The organism is Neobacillus massiliamazoniensis (assembly GCF_001048695.1).
Taxonomy (GTDB): Bacteria; Bacillota; Bacilli; order Bacillales; family Cytobacillaceae; genus Neobacillus; species Neobacillus massiliamazoniensis.
This window is the reverse complement of the sequence record NZ_CVRB01000005.1, coordinates 251,952-266,562: the sequence shown is the minus strand read 5'-3', so window position 1 is coordinate 266,562 and position 14,611 is coordinate 251,952. Positions and strand designations below refer to the sequence as shown.

Below are 14,611 nucleotides of genomic sequence, written 5' to 3'. Positions count from 1 at the left end.
TAATTATCCTTATAACTTAACAAGAAATAAGAATGATATTTCAAAAGGAGATGATAGTCCTGTCATTAGCAAAATCAATAGAATTTCTTGAGAATCTTTGCAAGTATAAATTTGACTATCACTATTACGATTTGCACAATGACTTTGATTGTGAAAGTGTATCATTAAAAGATAATGTTTTATTCATAAACTTTAAACAAGAAGCAAACGGGAAAAGTCTAAGCTTAATATTTACTGACGTTGAAGTAAAAGGATTTGATTTTTTTAATGTAAGTGATTCAAAAATCCTAACAATTGATAATGTATATCGTGGAAAAGTGGAAATTGATGGTGAGTTAAAAGAATTTTTAGGAGAAAAAGGATACTTTTTCTTAGAGTTTTACGAGGGGCAGAGGTTAGAATTTTGGGCAAAGTGCGTAGGAATTGAGAAAAGTAATACGAGTGCAAAGGAATGATAATTTAAAACGCTATAATTTTTATATTGTAAAGAAATACACTTAAACGGGAGCGATCCTTCCATAATGAAGATCGCTTCTTTTTTCTTCAAGTAACGGTTCAGTTCAAGAAGGTATGGGCAATTAATGAAGGGTAAATAACGACGAAAGGAGGAAAAAATGATTGTTTCTATTTGTGGTATAAAAGGCTGCTACGCTGAAACGGCAGCAGTCGAAGTGTTGGGGGAAGGAATATCACTAGTGTACTTTAATAGTTTTCAAAGTGCTTTAGATTCCGTTAAAAACCAACGGTCAGAATATGCTGTATTACCCGTGAAAACATCAAATTCTGGATATGTTTCAGAGGTGAATGACTTGCTATCCACTGATAATTGGATAGTAAAGCAAAAAATTGACCTTAATACTCATCATTGTCTAATGGCTTTAAAAGGTGAAAAATTAATTAGTATTAAAACAGTCTATTCTCATCCAAAGGCACTTCAAGAGTGTGAACTATATCTAAGAAAGTTAAATGTCTCATTGCAAGAGTTTTTTAATACAGCAGCAAGTGCAAAGCACGTTGCAGAGAATAATTTATTAAAATCGGCAGCGATTGCTTCTAAGCAAGCTGCTAATCTTTATGGTTTAGAAATACTAGCGGAAAACATTGAAAATAACAATGATGTCACGACGTTTTATGTAATAGGTTATTAGATGGCACAAATATTCGTACAATAAAATCTTCAACGAACGGTTGATTTTGTTTATTAATGGGGGGTCCAGAGGCGATCCCCTTTTTATTGTAATAACGCTGCCTTGTTAGGTGAGGCTCCTATACAAAAATAGGCCACTGCCCGGAAGTCTTTTAACGATCCTTTTTGGTGGAATAAACATATTCGCCAAAATGTTTATTCAAGGATGTAAATTGTGAAAGAATGTACTTAAACTAACGTGGCACTAAAAGATGGAAAGTTTACAGATTATGAGGCATATATTTCTAGGACTCAAAAGAAAGATTTAATTATTGAAACGTGTAATACAAGCGTAGAAGTAACAGCTAAGGCTGGACACCGACATACTGTTCCTCCTGAATAAAAAAAGCCTCAGTCCGCTAAACGGAATGGGACTTTATAGTAAATTCTCCTAGAGAACTTCGATTAGCCTAATAATTTTCTACAAAAAAGGTGGATTGCCAACATTTTAAGAAAAAACATACGCTAGTAATATTAGACAATATCACGAATGGGTATAAGGAGGTAATTTTAATGGATCAACGTGATATTTTAAGGGTTGTAACTAATGAATTTTCAGGGCTCCATACCAAGGAGGAAAAATACAACCCATTTCCTTGGTACAAAAATATGAGAGAGAAGCATCCTGTCTATTATGACTCCAAACAAGGGGTGTGGAATGTATTTTTATATGAAGATGCAAAAAGAGTTATATCAGATAAAGATGCTTTCTCTAGCAAAAAGTCTAAGGAGCTACCATTACAGAATATTACTAACATAGATCCTCCAGACCATACGCGTTTACGCTCCCTTGTTAGCAAAGCCTTTACTCCTAAAATTGTTGCTAATTGGGAACCAAGGATTCAAGATTTTACCAAGGGGCTCTTAGACCAGATTAGTAAAAAAAATACAATCGATATTGTAGAAGATTTGGCTTATCCTCTACCAGTGATGGTTATTGCTGAGTTATTAGGTATTCCTACTAGTGACAGAAACCAATTTAAAGAGTGGTCAAACTCGCTTGTAGCCGGGCCATCTTCAACAGAAGACATTCAAGAAACGATCAATCAAAAGAACAAAGCAACTTCGGAGTTGAAAGAGTATTTTTCTCATATTATTCAAGAAAAACGAAAAAAATCATTAGAGGATATCATTTCCGTTTTAATCCAAGCAGAAGAAAATGAAGGGAAACTGTCGGCAGAAGAACTTTTAAGTTTCTGCATTGTGTTATTAGTTGCTGGAAATGAAACGACAACCAACCTCATTAGTAATGCCGTGTATTCTTTTGTGGAAAATAAAACTGTTTGGGAAACGTTAAAACAAGACCCAACCCTCATTCCAAATGCCGTGGAAGAGACCTTACGCTATCGCTCACCAGTACAAGTATTACCTCGAAGAGTAAAAATGGATACGGAAATTAGTGGGTACAAACTAACATCGGGGCAACTGGTATTTGCTTGGATTGGGTCCGCTAACCGAGATGAAAACAAATTTAGTAATCCGGAATATTTTGATCTTAAACGGAACCCTAATGACCATCTAACCTTTGGAAAAGGAATCCATTTTTGCTTGGGTGCTCCGTTAGCGCGACTCGAAGCAAAAATCGCCTTATCTGAGTTGATCAAACGTTATTCGACGATCTCAATTAAAGAAGGCTATCAAATTGACCCAATTGAAAGTAGTTTTATGAACGGTTTGAAAAGTCTACCAGTCATAGTAGAATAAGTGGATATGTAGCAATCGAAGGGAGAGAGGATACTCCTTCCATTTTACAAAACCCAGAATGAGTGCTTATCTTCAATAAGACAACATAATGATCTTCCAAAATCGGGAGCTTTTCTTTAAGAAGGAGAAATGCCCGTTTTGTTGTAATTCTGTATAGAAGGTAAATTAAAAGGAACGTTAATATGCAATTAGATACCTATTAAAGCTAGTTCTTATACTGCCTTTTTATTCAATAATCAGGTGCTTATGTTAAAGAGGGGGTTGCTGTTGCAATTCCCCTCTTCATATTGTAATAGTGGTTCAGGTTAGCTTATCTCCAGGACTAATATTTTTACTTTCTGGGCAACGATTAAAAGTTAAGAAAAAGGAAGGTTTTTTTGGTTCTGGTATCATTGACTTTAAACCATTTCTACTTTAGCTAACGGAGCGATTGATCAATTAAAGGGAACGCACTCTGGTTTGGAGTGTATAAATTTGTATTTTAGGGGATAATTTCTCTGAGGTGACTTTAATGTATCTTAAGGACTTGAAAGATAATCATGATTTTATTCACCGTGAAGTTAAAAAGGGAAATCTAAAAATTACTCTTTTTTATTTGAAGTCACTATGTGACGAAGAAAAAATTACTTGTAATGTAATCTCACCTTTTTATGATACAGATGAAATCCTTGAGTTTGAAGAATATATACGCTCCTTTGAAGAATGGTCAATGATTATAGAGGAAAAAGAAGCTGTGGAAAAAATTTTTAGCGGATGCATTATAATTTTACAAAAAAATAAAATGTACTCTGTTAAACTGGACAATTTTGAATCACGCCCTGTATATGAATCAACAGAAGAAAGTATTTTGCAAGGTCCTAAAGACAGCTTAAATGAAAAAATAAGTATATCATTAAACATTATTCGCAATCGATATCGAAAAGAAACTTTAAGGGCTAAAAACCACATATTAGGACAAAATTCCAAGACGAATATTATTTTACTGTACGATGAAAAGCTCTGTGATAAAAAAGCTCTACAACACTTGAATAATAAACTAAAAGGTTTAAAAGTTGATTTATTACAATCTGCAGGTCAGTTGCAAAAATTATTGGTGGAGGATAAATGGTGTCCTTTTCCTTTATATATGACAACAGAGCGACCTGACAGAGTTGTAACAAATCTGTCTCAAGGGAAAATTGTATTTCTTATTGAAGGATCTTCATGGGTTTTACTAGGACCAGCTAATTTCTTTGATTTTTTTAAATCTATGGATGATCATGTTGAATTAGCCATCGTAGGAAAATTTCTTATTTTTATTCGATACATAGCACTTATGATTTCTCTTTTTCTTCCCGCTTTATACGTCGCCGTAATTTCTTATTCTCCAGAAATTTTAAAAGTACAATTTGCTCTTCTAATTGCAGGTAGCAGAATAGCTGTTCCTTTTCCTTCCTACATTGAAATTATCTTTATGATGCTGATGGTAGAATTTTTATGTGAAGCTAGTATTCGTTTACCAAGAACAATTAGCCCATCCGCAACAACTGTGGGTGGCTTAATCCTCGGTCAGACAGCATCCCAAGCAGGACTAATAGGCAATGTTATGATTATTGTCATTTCTGCTGTTGCCATTTCTATTTTTGTTATTCCAGTTAATGCCATGCATCAAGCTATCCGACTTATACGATATCCCTTAATTGTACTTGGAAGTTTATTTGGTACTATAGGTGTATTAATAGGAGCTTTTGCTCTTATCGCATATCTATGTAGTCTACGTAGCCTAGGTAAACCGTATATGCAGCTATTTGCTAAAAACTGATTGTGGGTGGATTTTATGCTAGGACAGCGTTATTACGTTTATTTATTTTATATCAATGCACTGGTGAACGTAACTGCTTTTATCCCACAAATCCTTTACAAAAATCGATTTAACGGGAGCTTATTTAGTTTAGCTCTATCAACCCTAATAGGAACGTTTCTTATTTTTTTATTTCAAGCTCAAATAAAAAAATTCCCAGGACAAAATATTACTCAAATTATGGATAGGATTTTTCCAAAATGGTTTCAGAAGACTTTTCTGTTTTTTAATTTCACTCTACAAATTTTTGCAGGAACTTTATTTCTTATCTCAAACACACAAATTGTAAGCCATTTTTTAACCCCGAACTCAATTATCGTATTTTATACTTTTCTCTTGTTAATCGTATTTTCAATAATGAATCAAACAAATTCCATATTGTTTATGCTAGAAATTATTGTGTTATTAGCTACGCCATTCTATCTTTTTATAATGCTGAGGTTTTTTACAGATCATTTAGTAATGATTGATTTCATCAAACAATCTTGGACTTACCTAATGCATTTTCCAAAAATGAATTCGATTGCTTCTGGATTATTCGTTTTTACAGGATTCACAAATTTTTTTATTTATGGTGAACATATTCTTCCTATTGGTAAGAAACAATTATTAATTGCTTTAGGAATTATTTGTTTCGTACTTTTTTCTTCATATTTCGTACCAATTGGATACTTTGGACTTAATGGTGTAGGAAAGGAAAGCTATGTCTGGGTAACTACAGTTGACAGTATGCACTTTGATTACTTTTTTTTAGAAAGAATGCTAACAATTTTTATTTTAGTCCAAATTGGCATAACGTTGATGTATATAATATTATCCTATCACTCGTCACTGCAATATCTTCAGTTAATGGCAAAAAATGTTGGAGGACGTTCAAAATGGGTCGGCATATTTGTCGTAGTGATATCAGCTTTAATTACTCAGCATTTTACAGACGAATTCAAGTTGTTAATACTTTTCAATTGTTTTTTTATTTCACGAATTATTTTAGATCTATTTTTAATGTTAATTTTAGTTTTTGCTTCAAAAAGGCAAATGTAAAAATAGTATTTGTTTTTTGGGTATTATTGTTAATTCCTTTTTTGGTTAATGGGTGCTCATTTAAGGATATTGATAAACGTTCATTTGTTACATCAATTGGTATTGATAAGTCTGAATTATCGGGAAAAAAATTTAAAGTGATCCTCAAAATTTCACTTTCAAAGGGAGACCCAGCTACAATTGGAGCCGATTTTACTTTGCTATCCTTTGATGCCAATTCCATTTCTGAAGCTCTAAGACGAATGAAGTCGATGACAGATAAAGAATTGTTTTACGGTCATACAAAAACAATTCTCATAGGAGAAAAAGTTGCTATTGGGGATATTCGCCCTTTATTAGATTATTTCGTAAGAAGACCCGAAATACACAAGACTGCGTATTTAAGTGTTGCTACTCCATCAGCATATCAGGTACTACAGTACAAACCAAAAGAAGAACGAGTTGCAGGTAGTTATTTATTTTCAATGTTTGAAGAAAGCAGCTCTGATTCGCCATTTGTTAAAGCGTTAACACTATTTGATGCGTATAGAAGGGAAACAGAAACGGGAATTAACATCGCTATGCCTGTAATTGAAGTTCAAAACAATAAAATTCTAGTTGATACAATTGCCCTTTTTAGCAAAAAGAGAATGGAAACTAAGCTTAATCCTAAAGAATCTGCCTTATTTAGACTCCTGACTGTGGGGATTAAGGATGGAATTACAAATATTAAGACCAAAGATGGTACATATGCAATTAATATTTCAAAAGGAAATGCCAGCTTCAAAATTAAAGAGGACAAAAACCACATGTTATCTGCCTTTTTTTTAATAAAATTGAATGCAATTGTAGAAGAAAAAATGGACAATCAAAATAATCTTTCAGATGATCAAATAAAAAAAATACAGGATGAAACTGAAAAGAAAATAAAAAAAGAGGTCAATGTACTTTTAGATAATATACAGAAAACAAAACTAGACCCCATTGGATTAGGTCTTAAATTCAACTCAAAAAATTTTTACCATAGGAATTGGGATAATTTTTACCCTAACCTCAAGTTTAAAGTAAATGTGGCTTGTAAAATAAATGGAGCTGGTATTGTTGAATAAAATTGATTCTATACATAAGCAAAAATTGTGAAGGATTGTACTTAAAGTAACAGCTGCTTTAGTTTAACAAAGAGTTGCGGACAGCAGCTCATTTTTTTGTTGAACTGACGATCTTAAAAAGGATTTAACGTTACTTTATAGAATTAATACATTTACATACTTGCACGTTACCTAACGTCATGCTTTATAGTTAAATTACCGGTAAATAAATAGCTAGCACAAATAAAGGAGTTGGTTATGAAACGAAATTGGAAAGTGGGGGACCTCGCCAAGTTATCGGGGGGCACCATTCGAACTCGAGAATATGGAACGAATGCTATGCTAGATGAATTAGGAAAGTTATTCTAATGGGAGGGATATATAATGACTGAGAGTATAAGAGCAAATGAAATTATATCATCGCGTGTTTTCGAAGCCCCGGTTGAAATCGTGTTTCAGGCGTGGACAAATCCTGAATTTTTAGCTAGATGGTGGGGTCCTAAAGGATTCACCAATACTTTTCATGAGTTCGATTTAAGACCAGGTGGTAATTGGAGATTTGATATGCACGGTCCAAATGGCGCTACTTATCCTAACCAAAGTATTTTCGTTGAAATTTTACCTTTAAAGCGGATCGTTTTCAATCATGTGTCACCTGAATTTCTGGTTACTGCCACTTTTGATGACTTGGGCAGCAGTACAAGAGTCACATACAGTCAGCTCTTTAAGAAAGCTTCAGAGTTCGAGAAAATAAAGTCAATATGCATAGAAGGCAATGAACAGAATTTTGATCGGCTCGCTGAATTGTTATATGGAATGACCATCTAGTTTTGTTAAGGTTTTTTTTGCTAAAAGTAGCTTTTTTCATTTAAAGAATTGTTACTTGTTCCTTAGATAGGGGGAGGTAAATAACTTATTTGAAAATAGGCTTGAAAATACGAAATTAAGTTTATAAACATTTTGCGACTTTTCTTATTTGTAGACAAAAATGGTGATAACACTGAAATGTGAAGAAGTGCATTTAAAATAAGAACGGGTGCTTATCTTCAATAAGATCTTCCATAATCGGGCACGATTCTGCAACAAGAATTGTGCTCTTTCTTTATATTTAGGGCCACTTAACGGAAGAAGGTATTCTTAATATTTCATTTTCTCTTCTCAGGATTCTTATCTAATTCATCCCAATATAAAAAGACATACTCTGGTTCATGCTCTTTTTTCATCTCATCAATACTTGCGATTATATCTGAAGTTTTCTGTTTATTCGAATGTAAAGTGTTATTTGCGTTCTGTTTTAAGTCCTTTTCATCCATGGTATACACTCTCCTTTTTAGCATAGTTTGTACTCTGCCCCTCTTCTTATTCTTGTTTTTACAAGGAATGTAATCAGGTAAAATATCCAAATAACCCCTTTTTATTGTATACCTTTATCAATGGGGTAAAAGTTCAGTTTACTTGAAGAGGAATAATTTTAAGTGTATTTTGAAATTTGCGGAGATTAATTACGTAATAAGGAGCTTTTATTAATTTAATTTAGACAGTATATTGATTACTTGTGAATTATTTGATATTTTTATGATAAAAATCAAATTAAAAAATAAAAAGGACGATTTTAATGGATGTTATTAAAGAACTGTTTTTAATGCAGCAAGCCTACGCAACATTATTTTCACTTACTAATAAAGTACAAATTGCAGGCGATAATTACTTTGAAGGACTAACCGTAAGGCAGTATATGACCATGCTAGCAATGGCACATCTAGAAGAGGATGAAAGAACTATAAATAATATTGCCAGAAAGCTAGGCACAACAAAGCAAAGTGTAAAACAGCTCATTAATATAATTGAGAAAAAAGGTTATATAAAAACTGTACCTAGTCCTAAGGATAAAAGAGCTGTGAATGTTAGGGTTACAGAAGAAGGAATTAAGGTGATGATTAAGTGCGGTGAAATTGGAATTTATTTATTGGCTGATCTCTTTAAAGAATTCTCTTCAAGTGAAATAGAAACACTATGGAGATTGCTAAAAAAGCTGTATCGTTTTGATGGTGAAGAGCAAGATGGCTTTGAGGCAGAGGGAGTTTTAGAAACTGATGAAGATTTAAGTGGTGTACAGGAAAGAGTATTAAAAGAATTTGAAAGGCTTAGAAATTTAAAAAAGGAGTTATAACTAATGATTATGGTTTTTTTTCGGTAATGTAAAGAATTAGAAAATTATTTAGACATTATATTGATTATATAAAAAGAATTTAGTATCATTCATTTAGACAGTATAATGCCAAAATTAAGGCGAGAACATCATGCGAAACTAAATTGTCAAACTTTATTTCGAATCCACAACTTACTGAAGAAAATTATTACTCGCAGCTAATTGCAAAATAGTAGTTTGCGAGTAAAAAAATATATTAATGGACAATATAATGACTATTTGTAAAGGAGAGTAATAACTATGTTTGAAATCAGTGATAAAATATTACGATTAATTAAAAAGACTTGTAAAGGAAAAAAGCATTTAAAATTAACTGTTGGCTATTTAACAGGTAATGATTCTGCAATAAAAATTTATAATGAAAACGGCGAACTTGATTCATTTAAAAAATACCATTATGAAATTGGCTCTATTACAAAGACCTTTACCACATCTTTGCTGTCAAAATATGTATTTGAAAACAAGATGTCAATAAACGATTCAATACAAAAATATATTGAAGAACTTAGGGAAGACCAGTATTATCCTACAATACTCCGTCTTGCTACTCACTCTTCTGGATATACAGAAAGTCTGCTATTTAATAAACGGGAATATTTCAAGATATTTTTAGGTTTGATAAGCGGCGGCGGTGATATGAAAAAGAATAATCCGTTAAATATGGATTTTAATAAAATGAAAATGCTTATTGAAAAAAATAAATTGAAAGATGCGGATTATTCATGGAAATATTCAAATTTTGGTTTGTCACTGATTGGATATGGGTTGGGAATTGTATCAGGCAAAGGATACTGGGATACGATGAATGACTTTCTACAAAATGACCTGGGATTAAACGATACATATTTAGGAACAACAAATAATAATTTACATGGTTATGACAATAAAAATAATGATTGTGGAAACTGGGAATGGAACAAAAATAATCTTATATCACCATCTGGTGCAATAAGTTCAACAGCTGAGGATTTACTTAAATATGCAAAAATAAATATTTATGGAGATAAACCATATTTGTCTCTTTGTCAAAAAAAACATGGAAATGGAAAAAAGAAGTATGATATGGGTCTTGGATGGTGGCTTTTAAAGAAAAACAATAATGTTAGTTTGCATGGTGGTGGAACAGGATGCTTTAGTTCATTTTTAGGGATTGATAAAGACAAAAAAGTCGCCGCTGTAGTTTTAGCTAATTATAGGTTAGGTATGAATGATGATGAAAATATAGGATTTTCTTTATTAGAAAGCCTGCAGAAATGAAGATATGAATAAGACCTGCCAACATATCAATAATTAATTTAAGATTAATAATGTATGTTGCAATAAATTGTTTTATTACAAAATTACTGTATTTACCATTTTTGCAATAAAGTTTGTATGTGTATAAATACTGAAAATAATTTAATTATTCCCCCTATAATGGGAAAATAGTGTAATATTATTGTGGGAAAATTAAATTAATAGGAGGTATATTTTTGAAGCAGATTTTAAAAAAAGGGTTAATTCTTATTGTAGTAGTTACCTTTTTTACTATAATAATAGGTTGGACCAATCAGGTGAATACATATAATGAAACAGAGAAATTGGTAAAGAATGCAGAAAATCTTTCCTCATCTTTAAAAAATGAAATAGACTACACAAAACGGCTCAAAATGGACAAAGAAAAAGCCTTTGCAATCCCTGACCAAGAATTGGTGACTAAGACTGAATCTGCTTATGATAAAGCAAAAAAGTCCGTTAATAACATCAAAGATAAAAAAGATAAAGAGAAAATGGATAAACGATTAAAATCGGTTCAATTGGTGTTATCCAATGCTTCCGCTATCGACACAGCGTTAAAAAAGGGAAATGAATTTAATCAGGCGGAAAAAGATTTGGTTGCTTTTTATACCCAAAATCCTCTTTCTGCCGATTTAGAAGTAAAAGTAGGCGAATTTGAAAAAACTTCTTCCGAAAAAGACAACCTTCAAAAGTCACTGCCTACCGATTGGAAAAAGCCTTTTGAAGAAAATGTCTTGAAGGATGGCTCTACGGTTCTTCAAACTGCAAAAGATCTGGTAGCTGTTCAGAAAAATTTGGACAGCCTTAATACCTTTATTACAAATCAAGGCGAAAAGACAGAAATTGATAAGAAAATTACCGAAATCAAAACCGCTATCTCCAACATTTCGGTTGAGCCTGCTAAAACGGCATTGAATGCCAAATTAGCCGAAGTTTCAAAACCATATCTTGATAAAATCGCCCAAGAAGCTCAAAAAGAACAGGAAGCCCAAAAAGAACAGGAAGCCCAAAAAGCTGCTGCAAGTGCTCCAACTGGAACAACAGCTTCCAAGACTTCGTCATCAAGTACAGAGACAGCAAAAGCCACACAACCGACAACAGTAACACTAGATGTGCCATATGTAAGCCAATTAACACCAACATATGCACCAATGGGTTGTGAAGGAGCCAGTTTGTTAATGGGTTTAAAATATAAAGGCTATACAAACGAAAGTTTAAAAACTTTTCTAGATAAGATGCCTAAAGATCCAAACAATCCATATAGTGCATTTTCAGGATCACCATACCAAATTATAGACGGTATATTCCAATCAATTTTTCCAGGACCTTTAACAGCTTTTGGTCAAAGCTATAGTAGTTATGTTGCTAACGCAACAGGATATTCTACTACTCAATTAAAACAAGAATTAGATAAAGGAAACCCAGTAGTCGTATATGTCACATTAGATTTCGCTAAACCAATTTGGGCAAAGTATAATATGGGAAGTGCGGGGGATGTTAATATCGTTGACAATATGCACGTTATGACTTTGATTGGTTATAACAATACTGGTAGTTACTATGTTGCTGACCCAGACAGTAGAAGTTCAAACAATAAATATTGGGTGAGTCAAAGTGCTTTTGAAACAGCATATAACGCTTTGAAATATGCAGTTGTAGTAAGATAGGTTCAGAAAAAAAATTGTTAAAAAGAAATAAGATCTTGGAGAGAAATGTACATAAAATGGGGAAGAGAAACTCTTGGATTTGATATATATCTTTTTAGGAATGTTTGAACTTCAACTTCCATAAAAATAACATTTATGTGAATTGTAGAATTGTGAAGAATTGTACTTAAAGTAAAGTTTACAAGAGTTTAAGATGGAGTTGCTGCGGCAGCTCTTTTCTTGTCATTTAGGAAATTATAAATTTCTAGACGTGTGAATAACTGTTCGATAAAATGTTCGTATATTGCTATTGGAGTTTGAGTATGAATCAGCCTAGAAGTGGAATTATTAAACGAATATTGAAAGACCATTTTGATGGCTTTTGGAAGATGCACTCCGATCGATTCCCTGAATCCTATCGTGAGGATATAAAGGAAAACGAAGCTAAAAGAAGGAACGGAATTAATCGTTAAACTTTAAAACACTACTCAAAGTTAATGGAGTAGTGTTTTTTTTTATTTTTATCTCTATTTTATGTAAAAAATTTTTGCGGAAAATATAAAAAAGAGGATGACACTTTTGTTTTAGGACATCCTCTTAACTTATAAATTAATTAAAATCACATTTATCTAATGGTACAATTTTCGTTTTTTTAATGAATTTATAGCCAAACCATAAAATAAAGAACAATGGCAATCCGATGTAGGCAACTAAAGCGCCATACCAATCAATATGAGATCCCGTGAATGCTGAATAGTTTTGACCTAGAACGACAAATGCACAAACCACAAAGGCAAAGATAGGACCAAATGGAAAGAATTTTGATCTATAAGGTAATAAGTTTAGATCCTTTCCTTGGGCAACATAGGCTTTACGGAAACGATAATGACAAACAGCAATTCCGAGCCAAGCGATGAATCCGGACATTCCGGAAGCATTAAGCAGCCAGTTATAAACGGTACCTTCCCCAAATAATGAAGCAAGGAAAGTAAGAGTGCCAACTAATGATGTTACTATAAGAGCATTAACAGGAACACCGCGCTTGTTTAATTTTCCAAGAAATTTAGGTGCTTTTCCATCTCTAGCTAAGTCCCAAAGCATCCTTGTTGATGCGTACATACCAGAATTACCCGCAGAAAGGACAGCGGTTAAAATAACGGCATTCATAACCGCAGCAGCAAAAGCAATTCCTGCTTTTTGGAAAACAAGGGTAAAAGGACTTACTGTAACATCACCGCTTGCTAAATTAGGATTTGTATAAGGGATTAGAAGCCCAATGACAAGGATCGCTAAAATATAGAATAAAAGTATCCGCCAAAAAACTGATTTTATCGCACGAGGTATTGATTTTGCTGGATCATCGGTCTCGCCAGCAGCGACACCTAAAAGTTCCGTTCCTTGGAAAGAGAATCCAGCTGCCATAAAGATACCCAGCATGGACATAAATCCGCCGTGGAATGGAGCATCGCCAATGGTGAAGTTTTTAAAGCCAATATATTGACCGCCCAAAATTCCAAAAATCATCAAAGTACCAGTAATAATAAAAATAATAACGGCTACGACTTTAATTAAGGAGAACCAATATTCAGCTTCACCAAAGCCTTTTACAGATAGAAAATTTAATAAAAACATAATTACTAAAAATAAAGCGCTCCAAATAATGGAAGGGGTATGAGGAAACCAGAATTTCATAATCACGGTTACAGCAGATAACTCAGCTGCAATAGTAATGGCCCAGTTATACCAATAGTTCCAGCCAAGGGCAAAGCCTAAGGAAGGATCGATAAATTTAGTTGCATACGTACTAAAACTCCCCGCAACGGGCATATAGGCACCCATTTCCGCTAAACTGGTCATTAAGAAGAATACCATAACACCTATTAGGAGATAGGAGAGAAGAGCTCCTCCTGGACCTGCAGTGTGAATAGCACCACCGCTTGCTAGAAAAAGACCTGTACCAATTGTACCGCCGAGAGAAATCATCGCAAGGTGACGTGATTTTAGACTGCGTTTTAATTGATCTGCTTCAGGAATATTGTGTGGAAAAATGGTTGGATCGTCATAATCTTTTCTTACTTCTACTGTTTGTCTTTGCATTTTTCATTACTCCTTTAAATTGTCTTTTCAGCTCCATGACGAATTATAATACTGAGCTTCCTCCTTTGATTTTGAACTATAATATAATTTTTCGAATGAATAATTGAAAAATAATATTATTTTACTAAATATTATTGCAATAAATGTGCCAAATTTAAAACTGTTTGTCCTCTTTATATTCCCAATTCATTTTATATTGTGAATATTTCATTTTTAAAATTACAATTCAAAATTGAAATCATAATATGTCCACTTGTTTTTGTTATTTATAATTTCAAAAATGAAATTTCAATTCAAATATGAAATAATTTTTCTGGCTAATCCGATTGTTTTAACTATAGATAAGAGAGTGTTATATGGATGGGGGCCATTAAAAACTTGACCATACAAAAAACCCCCTAAGCTGGATTTATTAGTCCAACTAAAGGGGGGGCAATTCAATACACCTTGCGTTTTTTATGTGTTAATAAGTATTTGAATTTAAATACCATTGGGGGTAAGTTAAACTAATTGACTTTTAGATAAAAAGGATTTACAATTTAA

General features: G+C 33.0%; 13 protein-coding genes. 11 read left to right on the top strand and 2 right to left on the bottom strand.

The annotated features are described in order from the left end of the window. The first annotated feature begins 50 nt into the window (after window positions 1–50). The 7 genes from BN1082_RS23560 to BN1082_RS23535 all read left to right on the top strand — a co-directional run bounded on the left by BN1082_RS23560 (window position 51) and on the right by BN1082_RS23535 (window position 7,666). Entirely contained in the window at window positions 51–455 is a 405-nt protein-coding gene (locus BN1082_RS23560) for a hypothetical protein (RefSeq protein ID WP_176699923.1), read from the top strand. Between the two features lie 159 nt (window positions 456–614). Next, entirely contained in the window at window positions 615–1,148 is a 534-nt protein-coding gene (locus BN1082_RS23555) for a prephenate dehydratase domain-containing protein (protein ID WP_090639082.1), read from the top strand. A gap of 551 nt (window positions 1,149–1,699) precedes the next feature. Beyond that, window positions 1,700–2,890: a cytochrome P450 gene (locus tag BN1082_RS23550; protein ID WP_090639079.1), complete on the top strand. Its 1,191-nt coding sequence runs from the start codon at window positions 1,700–1,702 to the stop codon at window positions 2,888–2,890. A gap of 511 nt (window positions 2,891–3,401) precedes the next feature. Beyond that, complete coding sequence (locus BN1082_RS23545; RefSeq protein WP_090639077.1) at window positions 3,402–4,691, top strand: spore germination protein; 1,290 nt, start codon at window positions 3,402–3,404, stop codon at window positions 4,689–4,691. Window positions 4,692–4,697: 6 nt separating this feature from the next. Then, the gene (locus BN1082_RS27870) at window positions 4,698–5,771 is read left to right on the top strand and encodes an SLC5/6 family protein (RefSeq protein ID WP_176699922.1); all 1,074 of its coding nucleotides are present in this window, start codon (window positions 4,698–4,700) and stop codon (window positions 5,769–5,771) included. Between the two features lie 26 nt (window positions 5,772–5,797). Then, the gene (locus tag BN1082_RS23540; RefSeq protein WP_176699921.1) at window positions 5,798–6,859 is read left to right on the top strand and encodes a Ger(x)C family spore germination protein; all 1,062 of its coding nucleotides are present in this window, start codon (window positions 5,798–5,800) and stop codon (window positions 6,857–6,859) included. 363 nt (window positions 6,860–7,222) lie between these two features. Beyond that, window positions 7,223–7,666, top strand: coding sequence for an SRPBCC family protein (locus BN1082_RS23535; protein ID WP_090639070.1), 444 nt, complete (start codon window positions 7,223–7,225; stop codon window positions 7,664–7,666). A 317-nt stretch (window positions 7,667–7,983) separates the two neighbouring features. On the opposite strand, the gene BN1082_RS27865 is transcribed toward BN1082_RS23535, so the two are convergent. Continuing rightward, window positions 7,984–8,151 carry a hypothetical protein gene (locus tag BN1082_RS27865; protein ID WP_176699920.1) on the bottom strand — a complete coding sequence of 56 codons (168 nt, stop codon included), beginning with the start codon at window positions 8,149–8,151 and terminating at the stop codon, window positions 7,984–7,986. Window positions 8,152–8,453: 302 nt separating this feature from the next. On the opposite strand from BN1082_RS27865, the gene BN1082_RS23530 reads away from it, so the two are divergent. The 4 genes from BN1082_RS23530 to BN1082_RS27860 all read left to right on the top strand — a co-directional run bounded on the left by BN1082_RS23530 (window position 8,454) and on the right by BN1082_RS27860 (window position 12,444). After that, window positions 8,454–9,008, top strand: coding sequence for a MarR family winged helix-turn-helix transcriptional regulator (locus BN1082_RS23530; protein ID WP_090639067.1), 555 nt, complete (start codon window positions 8,454–8,456; stop codon window positions 9,006–9,008). Between the two features lie 279 nt (window positions 9,009–9,287). Continuing rightward, window positions 9,288–10,304, top strand: coding sequence for a serine hydrolase domain-containing protein (locus BN1082_RS23525; protein WP_090639064.1), 1,017 nt, complete (start codon window positions 9,288–9,290; stop codon window positions 10,302–10,304). A 215-nt stretch (window positions 10,305–10,519) separates the two neighbouring features. Further along, the gene (locus BN1082_RS23520) at window positions 10,520–11,992 is read left to right on the top strand and encodes a C39 family peptidase (RefSeq protein ID WP_090639062.1); all 1,473 of its coding nucleotides are present in this window, start codon (window positions 10,520–10,522) and stop codon (window positions 11,990–11,992) included. A gap of 302 nt (window positions 11,993–12,294) precedes the next feature. Continuing rightward, a complete protein-coding gene (locus tag BN1082_RS27860) occupies window positions 12,295–12,444 on the top strand; it encodes a hypothetical protein (RefSeq protein WP_176699919.1) in 150 nt (49 codons plus the stop codon). A gap of 136 nt (window positions 12,445–12,580) precedes the next feature. Here BN1082_RS27860 and BN1082_RS23515 read toward each other — a convergent pair whose 3' ends face one another. Further along, on the bottom strand, window positions 12,581–14,068 hold the full coding sequence (locus tag BN1082_RS23515) for an amino acid permease (protein ID WP_090639060.1): 1,488 nt from the start codon (window positions 14,066–14,068) through the stop codon (window positions 12,581–12,583). Window positions 14,069–14,611: the final 543 nt, after the last annotated feature.